Annotated in this window: 14 protein-coding genes and 2 tRNA genes; 14 read left to right on the forward strand and 2 right to left on the reverse strand. The window is 34.3% G+C overall.

Going from position 1 to position 16,506, the window contains the following annotated elements:
• Window positions 1-159 precede the first annotated feature (159 nt).
• On the reverse strand, window positions 160-1,419 hold the full coding sequence (locus WH188_RS00275) for a deoxyribodipyrimidine photo-lyase (RefSeq protein WP_132771995.1): 1,260 nt from the start codon (window positions 1,417-1,419) through the stop codon (window positions 160-162).
• Window positions 1,420-1,623: 204 nt separating this feature from the next.
• On the opposite strand from WH188_RS00275, the gene WH188_RS00280 reads away from it, so the two are divergent.
• From WH188_RS00280 to WH188_RS00290, 3 genes are all read left to right on the forward strand, one after another.
• A complete protein-coding gene (locus tag WH188_RS00280) occupies window positions 1,624-2,493 on the forward strand; it encodes a hypothetical protein (RefSeq protein ID WP_132771994.1) in 870 nt (289 codons plus the stop codon).
• Between the two features lie 78 nt (window positions 2,494-2,571).
• Window positions 2,572-4,410, forward strand: a complete 1,839-nt coding sequence (locus WH188_RS00285; protein WP_168128032.1) for a UbiD family decarboxylase — start codon at window positions 2,572-2,574, stop codon at window positions 4,408-4,410.
• A 717-nt stretch (window positions 4,411-5,127) separates the two neighbouring features.
• Complete coding sequence (locus tag WH188_RS00290; protein WP_021189749.1) at window positions 5,128-5,352, forward strand: CDGSH iron-sulfur domain-containing protein; 225 nt, start codon at window positions 5,128-5,130, stop codon at window positions 5,350-5,352.
• 173 nt (window positions 5,353-5,525) lie between these two features.
• Here the strand turns inward: WH188_RS00290 and WH188_RS00295 are convergent.
• Window positions 5,526-5,610: transfer RNA gene (locus WH188_RS00295), tRNA-Ser, on the reverse strand.
• Between the two features lie 182 nt (window positions 5,611-5,792).
• On the opposite strand from WH188_RS00295, the gene WH188_RS00300 reads away from it, so the two are divergent.
• The 11 genes from WH188_RS00300 (at window position 5,793) to WH188_RS00350 (ending at window position 16,222) form a co-directional block, all read left to right on the forward strand.
• The gene (locus tag WH188_RS00300; RefSeq protein WP_037526077.1) at window positions 5,793-6,221 is read left to right on the forward strand and encodes a GreA/GreB family elongation factor; all 429 of its coding nucleotides are present in this window, start codon (window positions 5,793-5,795) and stop codon (window positions 6,219-6,221) included.
• Window positions 6,222-6,315: 94 nt separating this feature from the next.
• Window positions 6,316-6,810 carry a BON domain-containing protein gene (locus tag WH188_RS00305; RefSeq protein WP_021189751.1) on the forward strand — a complete coding sequence of 165 codons (495 nt, stop codon included), beginning with the start codon at window positions 6,316-6,318 and terminating at the stop codon, window positions 6,808-6,810.
• 21 nt (window positions 6,811-6,831) lie between these two features.
• Window positions 6,832-7,251, forward strand: a complete 420-nt coding sequence (locus tag WH188_RS00310) for an SH3 domain-containing protein (RefSeq protein ID WP_168128033.1) — start codon at window positions 6,832-6,834, stop codon at window positions 7,249-7,251.
• A 166-nt stretch (window positions 7,252-7,417) separates the two neighbouring features.
• On the forward strand, window positions 7,418-8,866 hold the full coding sequence (locus WH188_RS00315; RefSeq protein WP_168128034.1) for a L,D-transpeptidase family protein: 1,449 nt from the start codon (window positions 7,418-7,420) through the stop codon (window positions 8,864-8,866).
• A 375-nt stretch (window positions 8,867-9,241) separates the two neighbouring features.
• On the forward strand, window positions 9,242-9,616 hold the full coding sequence (locus tag WH188_RS00320) for a YkvA family protein (RefSeq protein WP_168128035.1): 375 nt from the start codon (window positions 9,242-9,244) through the stop codon (window positions 9,614-9,616).
• 267 nt (window positions 9,617-9,883) lie between these two features.
• Window positions 9,884-11,452: a phosphoenolpyruvate carboxykinase (ATP) gene (gene pckA, locus WH188_RS00325; RefSeq protein ID WP_339423038.1), complete on the forward strand. Its 1,569-nt coding sequence runs from the start codon at window positions 9,884-9,886 to the stop codon at window positions 11,450-11,452.
• A 26-nt stretch (window positions 11,453-11,478) separates the two neighbouring features.
• On the forward strand, window positions 11,479-12,495 hold the full coding sequence (fbp, locus tag WH188_RS00330) for a class 1 fructose-bisphosphatase (RefSeq protein ID WP_132771990.1): 1,017 nt from the start codon (window positions 11,479-11,481) through the stop codon (window positions 12,493-12,495).
• Window positions 12,496-12,565: 70 nt separating this feature from the next.
• Window positions 12,566-13,063, forward strand: coding sequence for a thioredoxin family protein (locus tag WH188_RS00335; protein ID WP_168128037.1), 498 nt, complete (start codon window positions 12,566-12,568; stop codon window positions 13,061-13,063).
• A gap of 218 nt (window positions 13,064-13,281) precedes the next feature.
• Window positions 13,282-15,060 (forward strand): AMP-dependent synthetase/ligase, encoded by a 1,779-nt coding sequence (locus tag WH188_RS00340; RefSeq protein WP_168128038.1) that lies wholly within the window; start codon window positions 13,282-13,284, stop codon window positions 15,058-15,060.
• A gap of 306 nt (window positions 15,061-15,366) precedes the next feature.
• Window positions 15,367-15,443: transfer RNA gene (locus tag WH188_RS00345), tRNA-His, on the forward strand.
• Window positions 15,444-15,544: 101 nt separating this feature from the next.
• On the forward strand, window positions 15,545-16,222 hold the full coding sequence (locus tag WH188_RS00350; RefSeq protein ID WP_206368645.1) for a M15 family metallopeptidase: 678 nt from the start codon (window positions 15,545-15,547) through the stop codon (window positions 16,220-16,222).
• Window positions 16,223-16,506 lie beyond the last annotated feature (284 nt).

Genomic DNA, 16,506 nt, shown 5'->3' on the forward strand with positions numbered 1-16,506 from the left:
TATGAATGTGTCAAAGTTAGGAATAAAAATAGAGTTTTAGGTACTGTGATTGATTATTTTAGTAACGAATTTCATTTTTAATCTTGTTTTTATCGTGAATAAAAATTTGACTCTATATGATGATTTGCGATTTAATTATTCAAATAAGCCATTTTGTTATTAACCCCAATAATCCTCTGGTTCTTGAATTCCTTTTGGATAATGTGTATTAATTAACTTTTGCCAATCTATTGGTGTATTATCTTTTTCACTTGTGCCGACCCCTGCTATATGCGACCAATTGCCATAGTTGGTTGCGGGACTGTAGTCGAATATATTTTGTTCAAACCAATATGCGCCTTTTAGCCAATTGATATTATATTCTTGCACAAGAAAGCTCGATACAATAATTCTCGCAAAGTAAGGGAGGTATCCTGTTTTTTGGAGTAAGATCATGCTTTGATTAACAAAATCATTTTCTGTTTCTCCAAATCTCCATTTATCAAAGAGTAATTGATCATTTTTACTCATTATTTGCTCTTTTTTAAATCCTTTCTCCTTAAAGAAAACATTTGGATATTTTTTTAACATGAATCTGAAATAGTCTCTCCAGAGTAACATATCTATAATTTTGTCAAAACGTTTATTTTTCTTACCGTTTTCCCTTTTCTTAATTTCATGATACAGGTTTATCGGCGATAATGAGCCCAGTGCTATAAAAGGAGATAGTAATGTATAGTCATGTTCTGACCCTCTAGGATCATCCAGTACAGCCTGCATCATTTCAAGTGCTAGATCTTCTCCACCTTCAATGAATTTGTTTTTAACAAGTCGTATTTCTTCTTTGCTATAACCTAACTCTTCCAAAGTAGGTAGAGCTGTTTTCTCGAGATGAGGGGCTGTTACAAAATTAGTAGGGTAATCTGCTGATCTTCTTACAAAACTTTCCCGCTCTATTTTCTTTTTGAATGTTGCAAATGAATTTGGAATATCACGGATTGGAAAAGGTAAATCTTCTTTATGGTAGAGGGTGTGACCGATGATATGCTTTAAATTAATTTTACTTTTCCAGAGTTCTTCTTCTACTTTTTCGGATATTGTAGTTTCTCTGTTAGCAACTTCACGATGATGATATACTTCATCGACCTCATATTTTTGTGCAATGCGAGGAATAATATCTTCAGGATAGCCGACAAAAGTAATCAGATCACTTCCTAAGGATTGTAATTTTTCTTTCAGGGCTTTAACTGTTTCTAGTTGGAAAGCAGCTCTTATAACATTTGTATTTAAGAAGTCGTATTGGTTTTTAGCATAATATCTGGGATCAAAACAAAAGATAGGGATGATAAAGGAACTTTTTGAGGATGCTTCTAAAAACACTTCATTGTCATGAAGCCTCAAATCATTTCTAAACCAGATCAACGCGGCCCTTTTTTCCATACAGATATAATTTTTTTGTATTATTTTCCTCGAAAAAGCTTATAGGAAGTACAAATATATAAGGTTATTGTTTGTTTTATGGACATTATTTACATATTGACAATAAAAGGACAATAATTGTAAGTGTAAAAAAATGGTGGTGATTAAACCTTAGTGTTTTTTATTTGTTTAATCTCTAATTAAAGAAATTTGAATGGTTCATTCATGGAAGTATTAATTACAGGTTTAAACACGTATTTGGGTAGAAGGGCTGTCAGTCATCTAAATTCTGAGGAATTTAAAGTCACTGGATTGGTTCGTAATTTGGAACTTTTTAATAAACGATTAAATGAACCTGTAACAGCAGATTTAATTGAAATTGATTTATTTAAAACAAATACTTTGAGTAAAAATTTCTCTTTAGGAAATTTGCAGTTAGGGATTTATTTTACTCAGGTTCCGGGTTTGAATGACCAATTAAATATGCAAATGGAGCTTATTTCACTTCGAAATTTTATTCAAGTTTGCAAGGAAAACATGTGCAATAGAATTGTGTATGTTGCACAGTTGATGGATTCGTTCTATATTGATGCCATTCAGAGTTTATTTGAGGAACATCGAGTTAAGTATACGGTTGTCCTTAAATGTAGTGCAGTAGGGAAGGGCACTATTATTAGTGATATTTTCGGTCGCTTGGCCAAGAGTAAATTTATTCCTTACTGGAAACTTATCGGCGATTTAAAATTTAAGCCTATCCCACTATTGGATGTTTATCGTTGGATTAGGACAATTCCCTGGGAAGATAATTTTATTGGTGAGGTAATTTATTTGGGCGGGGAGGAGTCTTTAAACTATAAACAGCTTTTTAATCAATACATGGAAGTTTACCATCCTGATCGTGAGTATAAAACATTTTCCATCAAGAAATGGTTGGTAAAATTGGTTTACACTCGTTTTTATCGAATTCATGAAGAGAATTTTGATGAATTTAGGAGAGTGATGAAATATGAAGCTGAAGTTGATAATACCAGCTGGTCTAGAAAAGTGCACTTCACTTTTACCACAATTAATCGTTGCTTTTTGCTTGATCAATAAATCAAGGTAAGTATTTTTAAAACTTTTTCCTCCCAATTATTCTGTTAATTTTGTAATAGAACAATAGAATGGAGCTATATGGGATATAGAAGTTTAGCGGAGTGTGTTAGCGATTTAGAGCAACATGGACATTTGATCCGAATTAAGGAAGAGGTAGATCCTTATTTAGAAATGGCAGCCATTCACATGCGTGTTTTCGACGCAGAGGGACCGGCTTTGTATTTTGAAAATATAAAAGGCACAGATTTTCCAGCAGTTTCTAATTTATTTGGAACTTTAGACCGTTCTAAATTTATGTTTAGGGATACATTAGATCATATTAAAAAGCTGGTTGATGTCAAGATGGACCCTACCGCAGTTTTAAAAAATCCGTTTAAATATTTAAGCTCTTCGGCTGTCGCATTAGGAGCTCTTCCTTGGAAAAAGAAATCCAATGCCTCTATTTTGTATGGTAAAACTGAAATTAGCAAGTTGCCTCAAGTAGTAAATTGGCCTATGGACGGTGGTGCATTTGTAACCATGCCTCAAGTTTATACCGAGGATATTACTAAGCCGGGTATCATGCAGGCAAATCTAGGGATGTATCGTATACAACTCTCTGGTAATGATTATATTCAAGATAAAGAAATAGGACTGCATTATCAATTACATAGAGGTATTGGTATTCATCAACAAAAAGCAAATCAATTAGGGAAACCTTTGAAAGTTAGTATTTTCATTGGAGGTCCTCCTTCACATCCTCTTTCAGCAGTAATGCCCTTACCTGAAGGGTTGTCAGAAATGATTTTTGCCGGGGCTCTAGGAAATCGTCGATTCCGCTATTTTTATGATCATGAGGGATTTTGTATTTCAGCAGATGCTGATTTTGTGATAACAGGAACCGTGTATCCTAATGAGAATAAGCCTGAAGGTCCTTTTGGTGATCATATCGGTTATTATAGTTTAACCCATCCTTTTCCTTTAATGAAAGTTCATAATGTGTATCATAAAAAAGATCCGATTTGGTCTTTTACCGTTGTTGGTCGCCCTCCACAGGAAGATACAAGTTTTGGTAATTTGATTCATGAAATTACAGGTACCGCAATTCCTAAGGAAATTAATGGTCTACAGGCTGTTCATGCTGTTGATGCCGCTGGTGTGCATCCCCTATTGTTTGCTATAGGAAGAGAAAGCTACACGCCGTATCAAAAAGTGGATAGACCGCAGGAGATCTTGACGATAGCTAGCCAGGCATTGGGTAAAAATCAACTTAGTTTAGCGAAGTACCTATTTATTGCAGCGATTGAAGATGATCCTGATCTGAATATTTATGATGTTGCAGTTTTTTTGCGTCATATGTTAGAAAGAATCGATCTTTCAAGAGATTTACATTTTCATACTAATACTACTATAGATACTCTCGATTATTCTGGTGATGGACTTAATTCCGGCTCTAAAGTTATTTTTGCTGCCGCAGGTTCAAAGAAAAGAATATTGAGTAATGAAATTCCTTTGGGATTATCATTTCCTCGTCCTTTTAATCATGTTAAGATGGCGATGCCTGGTATCCTTGTTGTCGATGGTGCTGCATTTTCATCTTATGAGCAAGAGGAAGTGATTTTGAAGGACTGGTGTGATGCAATGAAAGATGTTGATTTTACGGGGATACAGATGATTGTTTTAGCTGATGACGCATCTTTTACTGCTGCAAATGAAAACAATTTTGTATGGGTAACCTTTACAAGATCGAATCCAGCATATGATATTTATGGTGTCAATAGCTTTACAAAATATAAACATTGGGGTTGTTATGGACCGGTTATTATCGATGCAAGACGTAAGCCGCATCATGCCCCTGACTTAATTAAAGATCCTGCTGTTGAAAAAAGAGTGGACGCAATGGGAGCAAAGGGGGGTTCGCTACACGGCATTATCTAATGGTCTATCTAAAGCTGTAGTTTAGATAGAAAAAAGGACATTTATACATAAAAATGTCCTTTTTCTTATTATTTCTTTTTCTTGCTCATGTAATACTTTATTGATTTATAACGCACAACTGTTTATAATTGCCGCTTCGAAAATTACTTGTAAATGATGTCAATATTGGTCCGATGAAAATTTTAAAGTCTGCTAAAGTCCATGAAAGTCCGTAGAAGTCCATGAAAGTCCGTAAAAGTGCATACATCACTTAATAGTGATCCGACATTGATCCGGTATTCTTAGGACATCTCTTCGAGACTGGTTTGAGTCTGGTTCAACTGATATTCGACAGCGAGGAAAACAATAGTCGAAACAATGCCGAACATCGGGTAAATTAAACACGTCACAGCCTCGAATCTTTTACGAACGGTTCTCTAAAACGGTTCGAAGAACAGGATTATAGATTTATATCTTTTATTTGGCAATCAACTTTATTCTAACCTCATTTTTGTGCATTTAAAAATGATTTGCTTGTTAACGATACTTTGGTCTGTTAATCTTTATTTAATACAATTGAGTAAAATCACTTACATCAATATTGTCTTATTGTTTAATATAAATTGTTTTTATGGAATTTTGTCTCGTTAAACGGAACGCTTCTAAATAGAAGAGAGATTGCGTAAAGTTAGTTCATTATCTCTAGTTTTGTATAGAAAACACATTAATAAAATAGATATGTCGAAGACGAAACTTACAATTAATAATAACGGATCAGTAAAAATTGAAGGCGATTTTGAAATCGTTGATAGAAATGGTGACACTTATGGTTTGCAGGGAAGAACAGTACTTTCGATTTGTCGTTGTGGATTATCCAAAAATAAACCTTTTTGCGATGGTGCTCACAATGGTCATTTTGAACATGAGGCTATTGCATTTGATCTTCCTCCAAAGAAAGCATAACCCCTTCTGTAAGCAAATTTAATTACGAAATTAAAATAAATAATACCCATTTTGATGTCATTATGATGTTTAAATGGGTTTTTTGTTTTAATCTGGAATTGCTATTTATATTATGCATTTAAAATGAAAAGTCATTGCATAAAAAAACCTTCATCAAATGATGAAGGTTTTAGCGGAGAGCGAGGGATTCGAACCCCCGGACCTATGACAGTCAACAGTTTTCAAGACTGCCGCATTCGACCACTCTGCCAGCTCTCCGTCACAAAAGTACAAATTTTAAGCTCAATACCAAATTTATTTTGGCATTTAAAGCTGTTTGAATGTATTGTGAGCTGTATCATCCTGTTTTTTAGTTACTTTTATTTTGATTTTTTTCTTTAAATCTTTATCCCTAGTTTGCAATCATGGAGAAGGATTATACTTTATTACGATCGTCGTTAATGTCATCATGTAAATTACATGTTGAGGATCGCATTGCAAACTTAGAACTGGCATTGAAATCGGCTCACGAGGCAAGTACTGATGATACTAAAAGTAGTGCGGGTGATAAATATGAAACTACGCGCGAAATGATGCAACAGGATATCGCGAGATGTCAAATGCAGTTGGCAGAAGCAAAAAAGGATGAATTAATATTAACGGGGCTTCTTGAACCAAATCATTTGGATTTTGTACAGAATGGAAGTATAGTGGAAACAAATTTGGGTATTTATTTTATTGCAATTAGCATTGGTGTTGTGAAAATCGATCATGATAAGGTGTTTGTAATATCTAATCAATCGCCAATCGGAAAGTTGCTTTTACGAAAGAAAGTTGGGGAATCATTTGTCTTTAATAATGTAGAACAACGTCTACTTTCTATTAATTAGTTTGGGAATCGAAACTATTTACTCTGATAATTGTTTAGATTTAAGTGTCTATATTGGATGATTTAGGCTTTAAAAAAAATAAAAAACTGTGATTATGGAGTTAAAAAGAGTATTCCCAATGTTAATGATGGCGGGCACTTTAGCTGTTGCAATGCCTTCCTGTAAATCTAAAGTTTCTGATGCTGATTTAAAAGCTAAAGTAGAAACGGTGATTACTAGCCATCAAGGTATAACGACATCGGTTAAGGATGGTGTCGTTACTTTGGAAGGTTTCGCATCTTCAGATGCAGAGAAGGCTCAGATTGAAACTGACGTCAAAGCTGCTGATAAGTCTATCAAGTCTGTTGTGAATAATATTATCGTGCAAGCTGTTCCTCCGGCAGAGATTTCTGTTAATACTGTGGATGAATCATTAGCTAAAGGTATTGTTGATGCTACAAAAGATTTTCCAACTGTACAGGCTACTGTTAAAGATGGTGTTATTTCAGTAACTGGAACTATTGAAAAAGCAAAGTTAGTAACACTAAAACAAGCTTTGGATAATTTACATCCCAAAAAAGTTGATCTGAGTGCGGTTGTCACTAAATAACTAATTCAAAAAACGAATATCATGGCTTTAGAAGAAAAATATAAAGTATTATTGGATACTGCGAGATCATCTGGTATTAATGATTTAAATTATGCCGAGCAGGATGGCGTATTGCAAATTAGGGGTACTGCTCCTTCTGCAGATGTTAAGAATAAATTATGGGAAATATATGGAAATATAGACCCAAATTTTGCAACAGGAGATGTAGTTATGGATGTAGAAGTAGCTACTGAGGTTCCAGGAAGTGAGGTCAGGGTTGTTACTGATAGTTCAAATCTGAACATTCGTAAAGGACCTGGTACTGATCAGCCTATCGTTGGGAAAGCTGCAAAGGATGAAATCATCACATTGATTAGTAAAGCTAATGACCAGTGGTGGTTAGTTCGGACAAAAGATAATGAAGAGGGGTATTGTTTTGCACAGTATCTACAGACAGTTTAAGTCTTTCTTAACCTTTAATAGAGCCTAAAATTACATTATTTTAGGCTCTGTTCGTTTTAGAGGGTTGTAGCGGGACCTTGACAATTAGGATAGTTGTAATAACAAATTTCAATATCATTTGAAACATTGTTATCTTTGAGCTTTTGAGCAATTTCTTAATTATATTATGCGAAATTTAGTGCTTGTATATTTTTTGTTTATACTTTCCTTTTCATCTTGTCAAACAGATCCGCCCACATTTGGTGATATTTTAGCAAAGTCATTTGATCAAGAGATATTTAAAGATTTTGATAGTACGGCATATTTCTCTGCTATTGAGAAAGAATTAAAAGGTGATAACTCTCGTTTGTTTAACCCGAAATGGATGCGTGTATTAGCAGATTCCTCTCGTGGTTTTACCTGGATACCTAATCAGTTGTTTACGGGTGGTACAGATACTTTATTGTACTATCTAGAAAGATCTGAAGAACATGGTATTGATCCCTCAATTTTTCATACTGTAGAAATTAGCCGTGCTTTGAATCGGCTAAAAAGTAAGCAAATAACGGATTTAAATGAGGCTTACCAATTGTTGGCGAAAGTGGAAGTTCTTTCTTCAGATGCTTTGATTGCCTATTTGAACGTATTGGAAAACGGTATTGTAAACCCTAAAAAACTTTACGGAAGATATTTTGTCGGGCATAAACGATATTCGTTAGATAAGGCAAAGCATTTGTTGGATAGTACTTTAAATGTTTCGGAGGTTGTGAACCATGCTCAACCTACAAATTCGATTTATAGAAAATTTCAGCATCTGTTGCTTGAAGGAGATCTTAATAAGGAAGAACGTGTCAAAGTTTTGATGACCATGGAACGGTTGCGGTGGATGGGGGAAGATTTTCCTGATAAATATGTCTTCGTGAATATTCCGGAAATGAAACTTCAGATGATCACAGCGGGGGCTGTTGAACAAACGATGAATGTTTGTGTGGGAGAGACTGAAAACAAAGCTTTTGCTAAAACAGGGGAAAATCACGAAACTCCTATGATGCGTGGTGTACTGGATAGAATGCAAGTTAATCCTGTATGGAATATACCTAAAAGTATTGTGAAAAAGGAACTGTTAAATAGTGTAAGAGCTAATCCAGGTTATCTTGAGAGTCGGAATATGGTGGTTTATAATCTAAAGGGGCAAATCGTTGATCCTTATACAATAAATTGGCAGGCAGATTCGGTAGAGAATTTTAAATTTAAGCAAAACCCTGGATTTGATAATTCATTAGGGAATATAAAGTTCATCTTTGCAAATCCTTATGCTATTTATCTTCACGATACTCCTGCTAAACAGAAATTTAAGGTGAGTAACCGTGCTTTGAGTCATGGATGTGTACGTGTAGAAGATCCTACCAGTTTAGCTGCTTTTTTAGTTAATAATGAGAAAGAGGCGGAAAAAATTGCAACAGAAATCAAAGATTCAGTTAATAATTCCAGATGGGTGAAAATGAAAGAGGGCATCTCTGTTTACCTATCTTATTACACGACTTGGTTAGATGGGGATGATAAAATTCAACAATTTCCTGATATCTATGGTTATGACGAACGATTGAAGGTGGCAATGAAGAAATATCTCAATTAATTTTTAGTAACCAAATAAAATAAAATCCCCTTTACTTTTGTAAAGGGGATTTTATTTTATTCGGATTTGCTTTTACTAGCTTTCTTTGTTTTTTTCTCAGCTCTTTTTTCTTTTAGCGTCTTTTCAGCTTTCTTTTTATCATTCTTTACCGCATTTTGTTCCTTTGCCATAACAGTTATGTTTAAGTGAATAATAATTCTTACTAAAGCTACTGATAATAAATAAGATTATTTCTGTCTTAACGTATTTAATTGTTTTTGAGATATAATAGTTTATTGGAATAGATATTGAAGTAAATATATATTGCACCATTGTTGAGATTAAACTTTGATCTTATATTTTAGTCTTAACGGATGGTTTTTATAATTTAAGGACATGAAGAAACAATTTCTAGGTAAGGCTCTGGCTCTATTTGAAAGATTTAAAACCCATAAAATTACGTCGGCGGATTTAGAGGAAGCTGAACAAAAGGCGAAAAATTTGGATGTTCGAAAGGAAGATTTTCAATTGTTGATAGCAATGTGTAAGGATACATTTTCGGGAAAATACAAAATGAATAAGTGGAATTTATCCGTTATCGTTGCGACCATAATATATGTGATATCGCCATTAGATGCTATTCCAGACGTTATTCCGGTGTTGGGATGGATAGATGATGTGACTATTATTGGATATGCTATCTCAAAACTCTCCGAAGAAATATTAAAATACAAGTTGTTTAGTAAACAATCTATTGTAGTCGAATCTTAGGTCTAAAATATATTCATTTTTACAAAGCCCTTGTTATTCTAAATTTCAAGGGCTTTATTTTTGAATTGCGACTTGTTTTTTTTAGCAAAAATATGTTTAAATCTATATCTTAATTTTAGCTGTTTAAATAATATTTAAATTAATTTTTGATTATAATTCACTTATTTTCAAAGTATTATAAATGTGTAGTTTCAACAATAAGCTAAATTTTGTTTGTATCTATGTGTTATATTTAGCTAGATTTGAACAATATTTTAAAACAAAAGTATGACTTTATCAAAGATTAAACAGTTAGCTGCTTTGGGTATTCACCAGCCCAAGGAAGTATTTTGTCAATTGGATAGAATTGCTCTTATTGGACATGCTATTCAAAAAGGAGAAGCTTCATTGGCTGAAAATGGGGCTTTGAATATTTTGACCGGTAAATTTACGGGAAGATCTCCTAAGGATCGTTATCTCGTAAAGGATGAGATAACTGAAAACAGAGTTTTTTGGAATGAAGTTAACCAAGCAATTACTCCAGATGCATTTAATAAATTGTATGACTTGACTACTGAGTATCTATCGGCTAAGGAACTTTTTGTAAGAGATTGTCAGGTTGTATCGAGCGATGATTTATCGAAACATCTTTTAGTTGTCTCCACAAAAGCTACTCAGGATCTGTTTGCTTCCAATATGTTTATTGAAACAAACGGTATTGAATATACTGAGGTCGATTGGACTGTTCTTGTGGCTTCGGATCTTCAAGTTCCTAATTTTCAGGAGTTGGGTCTTAATGCTCCAAATTGTGTTGTTATTGATTTTAGTCGTTGTGTTGTCTTGGTCATTGGGACTGGTTATACTGGAGAAATTAAAAAAAGTATTTTTTCGATTTTGAATTTTATATTGCCGGTTCAGGATGGAGTTTTGTCCATGCATTGTTCTGCAAATGTTGGTAAAGATGGAGATACAGCTTTATTTTTTGGATTATCGGGTACGGGTAAAACGACACTTTCTGCGGATGTGAATCGTAATTTGGTTGGTGATGATGAACACGGCTGGTCTGACAATGGTGTGTTTAATTTTGAGGGTGGGTGCTACGCAAAGTGTTTAGGGTTAAATCCGCAACAAGAACCGGAGATCTGCGGAGCTATAAAATCGGGATCACTTTTGGAAAATATTAAATTTCACGAGGGTACAGCTGTTCCTAATTTTGAGGATGCGAGTATTACTGAGAATATGCGTGTTTCTTATCCTTTATCCTATATTTCTTCCTATAAAGATGTAAAATTGGTTGATGCACCTAATAATATATTTTTCTTGTCAGCGGATGCTTTTGGAGTTTTGCCTCCAATATCAAAGTTAACTATAGAACAGGCCATGTATTATTTTATCAATGGCTATACTGCAAAGGTTGCTGGTACTGAGATGGGTGTTTCAAAACCAACGGCTACATTTTCAGCTTGCTTCGGGCAGGCATTTATGCCATTACATCCTATGGAGTATGCTGAGTTATTAAGAGATCGATTAAAAAAGAATCCAGATACTAAGGTTTGGTTAGTCAATACTGGCTGGATCGGAGGCCCCTATGGTGTAGGTAGGCGCATCAAGCTCGCTTATACGCGTAGTTTAATTCAGGCCGCATTATCAGGAGAACTGGAGGAATATCCTATGGAAGTGCATCCGATCTTTAATTTAAAGTATCCCACATTTTGTCAAGAAGTTCCAGAGCAGATTCTAGGGGCCAAGCAATTGTGGGGCAATGATGATGCCTATGATGAGCAGGCCATGGCTCTAAAATCACTTTTTGAGAATAACTTCAAAAAATATCAAGATACCTATTTTACTACCGTCTAATGTAAAGGCTAAATCATTGTGTATATATGAAAACGTTGGGTCAATTTATTATTGAAAAACAGGCTGATTTCCCTTTTGCAAAAGGAGAGTTATCCCGATTGTTAAGAGATATCGCTATCGCCGCAAAGGTGGTAAATCGTGAAGTTAATAAAGCGGGGTTAGCTGATCTTCTGGGTGCATGCGGGGATATGAATATACAGGGTGAGGTGCAACAGAAACTGGATGTCTATGCTGATGTTCAATTTACTTCCGCACTACAGAGGGGAGGAGAATGCTGTTATTTAGCTTCGGAGGAACATGAATTGGGCATTGACTTGTCGCATGATGTTGTTTCCAAGAATGCAAAGTACATGGTTTGTATTGATCCTCTAGATGGTTCTTCTAATATCGATGTGAATGTTTCAGTAGGAACAATTTTTTCAATATACAGAAGGGCGAACAATGAACCTGTTTCGATGGCTGATGAACTATTGCAACAGGGGCGGAAGCAGGTTGCGGCAGGATATATTATCTATGGTTCGTCGACTATGCTTGTATATACTACCGGAAATGGTGTGAATGGGTTTACTTTAGATCCTTCTATAGGAGAGTTCTGTTTATCTCATCCTAATATGAGAATTCCTGAAAGTGGGCAGATTTATTCTATCAATGAAGGAAATTATATTAAATTTCCACAAGCGGTCAAGAACTATATTAAATATTGCCAAATTGAAGATTCGGCTTCAAAACGTCCTTATACTTCCCGCTACATCGGGTCAATGGTTGCTGATATACATCGTAATTTGATTCGTGGAGGTGTTTTTATTTACCCTGAAACATTATCTTTTCCTACAGGAAAGTTGCGTTTGATGTATGAATGTAACCCTATGGCTTTTATTGTTGAGCAGGCAGGAGGCAAAGCTACTACTGGCAGTGAACGGATTTTGGATATTCAGCCTACTGAATTACATCAGCGTGTTCCTGTAGTTATAGGAAGTAAACTCATGGTTGAACAGGTGGAGTATTTTTATAGTATGGAGCTTGAATCGTCGTTGAATGTATAAAAACTCATGAATGCAGGTTGTTTTAAGCTTTACTTTCCTTAAATTTGATTTTACATTTGAATAGAATTGTATGCGCAAGATTATAAGAGTTATCACGTTATGCTTTGTTTTTTTTACTTTTCAGCAGGTTATTGCACAAACGAAGCCTGTAGTAGAAAAAGATACTTTATCATATCCGTATCATCCTGAAGCTAATGCACAAGAGGATTTAGATAAATTAATAGCTCAGGCTAATAAAGAGGATAAAAATATTATTATTCAAGCGGGAGGTAATTGGTGTATTTGGTGTTTGAGATTTAATGATTATATTCATAAAACTGCTGAGATTAATGATTATCTCCGTCATAACTATCTATACTACCATCTTAATTATTCCAAAGAGAATAAAAATGAGGCCATATTTAAAAAATATGTACCTGATTCATTAAAATTAGGATATCCATTTTTTATTGTCATGAATAGTAAAGGTGAGGTCCTTAAAATTCAGGAAAGTGGTAGTTTAGAATCTGGTAAAGGCTATGACAAAGATAAGGTCATGCAGTTTTTTAAAAGTTGGTCTAAACAATAAATATTTATAACCTTCAAAAAAGGCTTTGGGATATAACTCAAAGCCTTTTTTGTTTACAGAATAAATTCAATTGATCTTAAATATTTGGATTCTTTTATTGCTACTCAGGTTTTGAATTATTTTATATTGACAATTGGTTAGTTTTGTAAACTTATTCTCTTAACATTTTGTTTAAGAGATGACCTTACTCTCAAGGTGGATGTTTTTTAAAGATTGAAATGGAAGAAAAATTAAGAATATTTGATTTAGCTGAACGGCAGTTAGGATTATATCCCGGTCTAGCCATGTTCTCCAGTAAAATAAATGGAGACTGGACTGATCTAAAAACTGATGAGTTTATTAGTCAGGTTAATGCGCTATCAAAAGGATTAATAGAATTGGGGGTCAAGCCTAATGAAAAAGTTGGTTTAATCGCCGAAAGTAGTGTGCAGTGGCATATTGTTGATTTTGCAATTCAACAAATTGGAGCTGTAGTTGTTGCTATTTATCCAAATATTACGGATGCTGATTATCAATATATTTTTAATGATGCCGAGATTCGGGTTGCTATAGTTAGTACAAGGAGTCTTTATCAAAGAATTGTTAATATTAAAAATTCCATCTATACGCTCAAGTATATTTTCTGTATGAGTTCGCATGATGAGGTACGGAATTGGAAAGAGATTGTTCAAATAGGAAGTCATATTGAGGATGGGCATCTTCAAAAACTGAAAAATGCAGTAAAATCTGATGATCTTGCAACTTTGATTTATACTTCAGGAACTACAGGAAAGCCTAAAGGTGTGATGTTGTCACATGATAATATCATAGCAAATGTTCGATCGGCCCGAGAGATTACCCCCTGTAAGGCTTATGATCGCGGACTAACATTTTTACCTCCTTGTCATGCTTATGAAAGGATGGTTATATACACTTATTTTTATATCGGTATAACCGTTTACATTGCAGAGTCTTTTGATAAGATCGGTCAAAATCTAATAGAGGTAAAACCTAACATAATGACTGCTGTTCCTCGGATTTTGGAAAAAGTATATGAAAAGATCATTAAGAAGGGACATGACCTGCATGGTCTTAAACGTAAAATATTTGATTGGGCTGTATCGGTAGGGGAAAATTATGATCCCGATCCTCAAAAAAGAAGTTTTGTATATGATGTTAAATTAAACCTAGCTAGGAAACTGGTATTGAATAAATGGTATGAGGGGCTTGGAGGTTCTTTACAGACAGTTGCTTCTGGCAGTGCTTCTTTGCAAAGTAAGTTGACACGTGTTTTTTTAGCTGCAGGTATTCCTATTTATGAGGGATATGGGATGACTGAAGCATCTCCACTTATATCTGTTAATCATTATTTAAGAGGCACTCGGGTAGGTACTGTTGGACTTGCGGTAAAGGATGTTCAGATAAAATTGGCCAGTGATGGTGAGGTTTTAGTGAAGGGGCCAAATATCATGATGGGATACTATAAAAATTCGGAAGAAACGAGTAAGACGATTATTGATGGGTGGTTGCATACAGGTGATATCGGAGTTTGGGAGGACGGTCTATTTTTAAAAATTATTGATCGAAAAAAAGAATTATTTAAGATCTCAGGAGGCAAATATGTGACTCCTCAGCCTATTGAAAAAAAATTAGTAGAGTCTAAGTTTATTGAACAGGCGATGGTGGTTGGTGATGGGATGAAATTTGCTTCTGCTTTTATAGTTCCTGATTATGGACATTTAATTGACTGGGCCAAATCTGAAAATCCTAATCTTCTAAAATTATCTAAGGCAGATTTTCTGAAGCAAGATCAGGTTATTAAAAAAATAAATCAAGAAGTGCGTATGGCTAACCAACATTTTGGTAATTGGGAGCAGATCAAAAAACCTATAATCATTGCAGATGAATTTACAATTGAAGGGGGAGAACTTACTCCTACATTAAAGCTGAAACGTAAAGTGATTTTGCAGAAGTACAAGACAGAGTACGATCATCTTTATCAAAGTGCCATTGATTGAATTTGATAAAAGTCAAATATAGGAAATGGTGATTACAAAAAATATGTTTTAGCAAAGAGTAGATATTTTTGCGTTACGTTTTTTTGTCCACACGTAATTTCTAAAGCGAATTTGTTTGTTTTTTATTTAACAAGTGCGGTTTTATATTTTGTATTTATTGCCGATATGCTTGATGAATAGGGCTGAAGTCGATATTTGTGAAAATTAAATTCTTAATTATGAACGAAGTAAAAATTTATTGTAAAAAAAGATTAAAAACAGTTTCTAAATACCAATAATTGTTCTACTTTTGTAGCAACAAACACGGTAGATGTAGCTCAGTTGGTTAGAGCATCGGTTTGTGGTACCGAGGGTCGTGGGTTCGAGCCCCATCATTTACCCCAAGCCAGTACATAAGTACTGGCTTTTTTTATTCTCTTTTATTTCGACAGGTTGTTCAAGTAGTATCCTATATTTTTATTAACTTCAAGCATACAACTTATCAATGAAAATGCATCGCTATCTTTTCTTTATCTTTATTTTTAGTCAAACCACCATTTTTGCTCAGCAAAAATTACCGAAAGGTTTTAGTTATGTTAAAGATATCATACCTGGAATAAATGTTGATCTACGTTATTATAGTTCACATAATTTTGTTGGTAAGAAAATCGACGGTTATAAATCGCCTGTCCTTATATGGAGTACTGCAGCGACAAATGCTTTGAAAAAAGTGGAGAAGGAATTAAATGCACAGGGAATGTCATTGAAAGTTTTTGATGCTTATCGCCCACAAAAAGCGGTTCAGCATTTTAAAAGATGGGCTCTACAAATTAATGACACTTTATCAAAAAGAGAATTCTATCCGAATCTAGATAAAAGAAATTTATTTAAATTAGGTTATATCGCAAGTAAATCGGGGCATAGTCGAGGTAGTACGATCGATCTAACGATAGTCACTCTTATTGATCATAAGGAATTGGATATGGGAAGTCCTTTTGATTTTTTTGGACCAATATCCCATTTTGATACTGAGGAAATTAATGCGACGCAGAAAAAGAATAGAATAATGTTGAAAAGCATCATGATGAAACATGGTTTTAAAGGCTATGCTAAAGAATGGTGGCATTTTACTCTAATTCATGAACCTTACCAAAAAACATACTTTGATTTTGATGTTTATTAAGTTGGTGCTGTTTTTTTGAAATTCAAGAAATTGAAAAACTAACTTTGTTATGTTAATTTTTTAGATCTATCAAAGCGGTAAGAAATGCCTTATTCATTCCTGTTATATGGTTTAAGTATATCGATAGACATGCGATAATGAAAAATTAACTATTCGTTTATGGAAAGCATTCTTTAAAAGCATATACATTCTATCTACGCTGGGTTCAACAGTTAAATCTTATTTTCTGGCTTCTTTTTAGTTTTTTATGGTCGCAAGTTTTAGGAAAAGCCTGTGACCAATTT

The organism is Sphingobacterium sp. MYb388, from assembly GCF_037479535.1.
In the GTDB taxonomy this organism is placed as follows: Bacteria; Bacteroidota; Bacteroidia; order Sphingobacteriales; family Sphingobacteriaceae; genus Sphingobacterium; species Sphingobacterium anhuiense.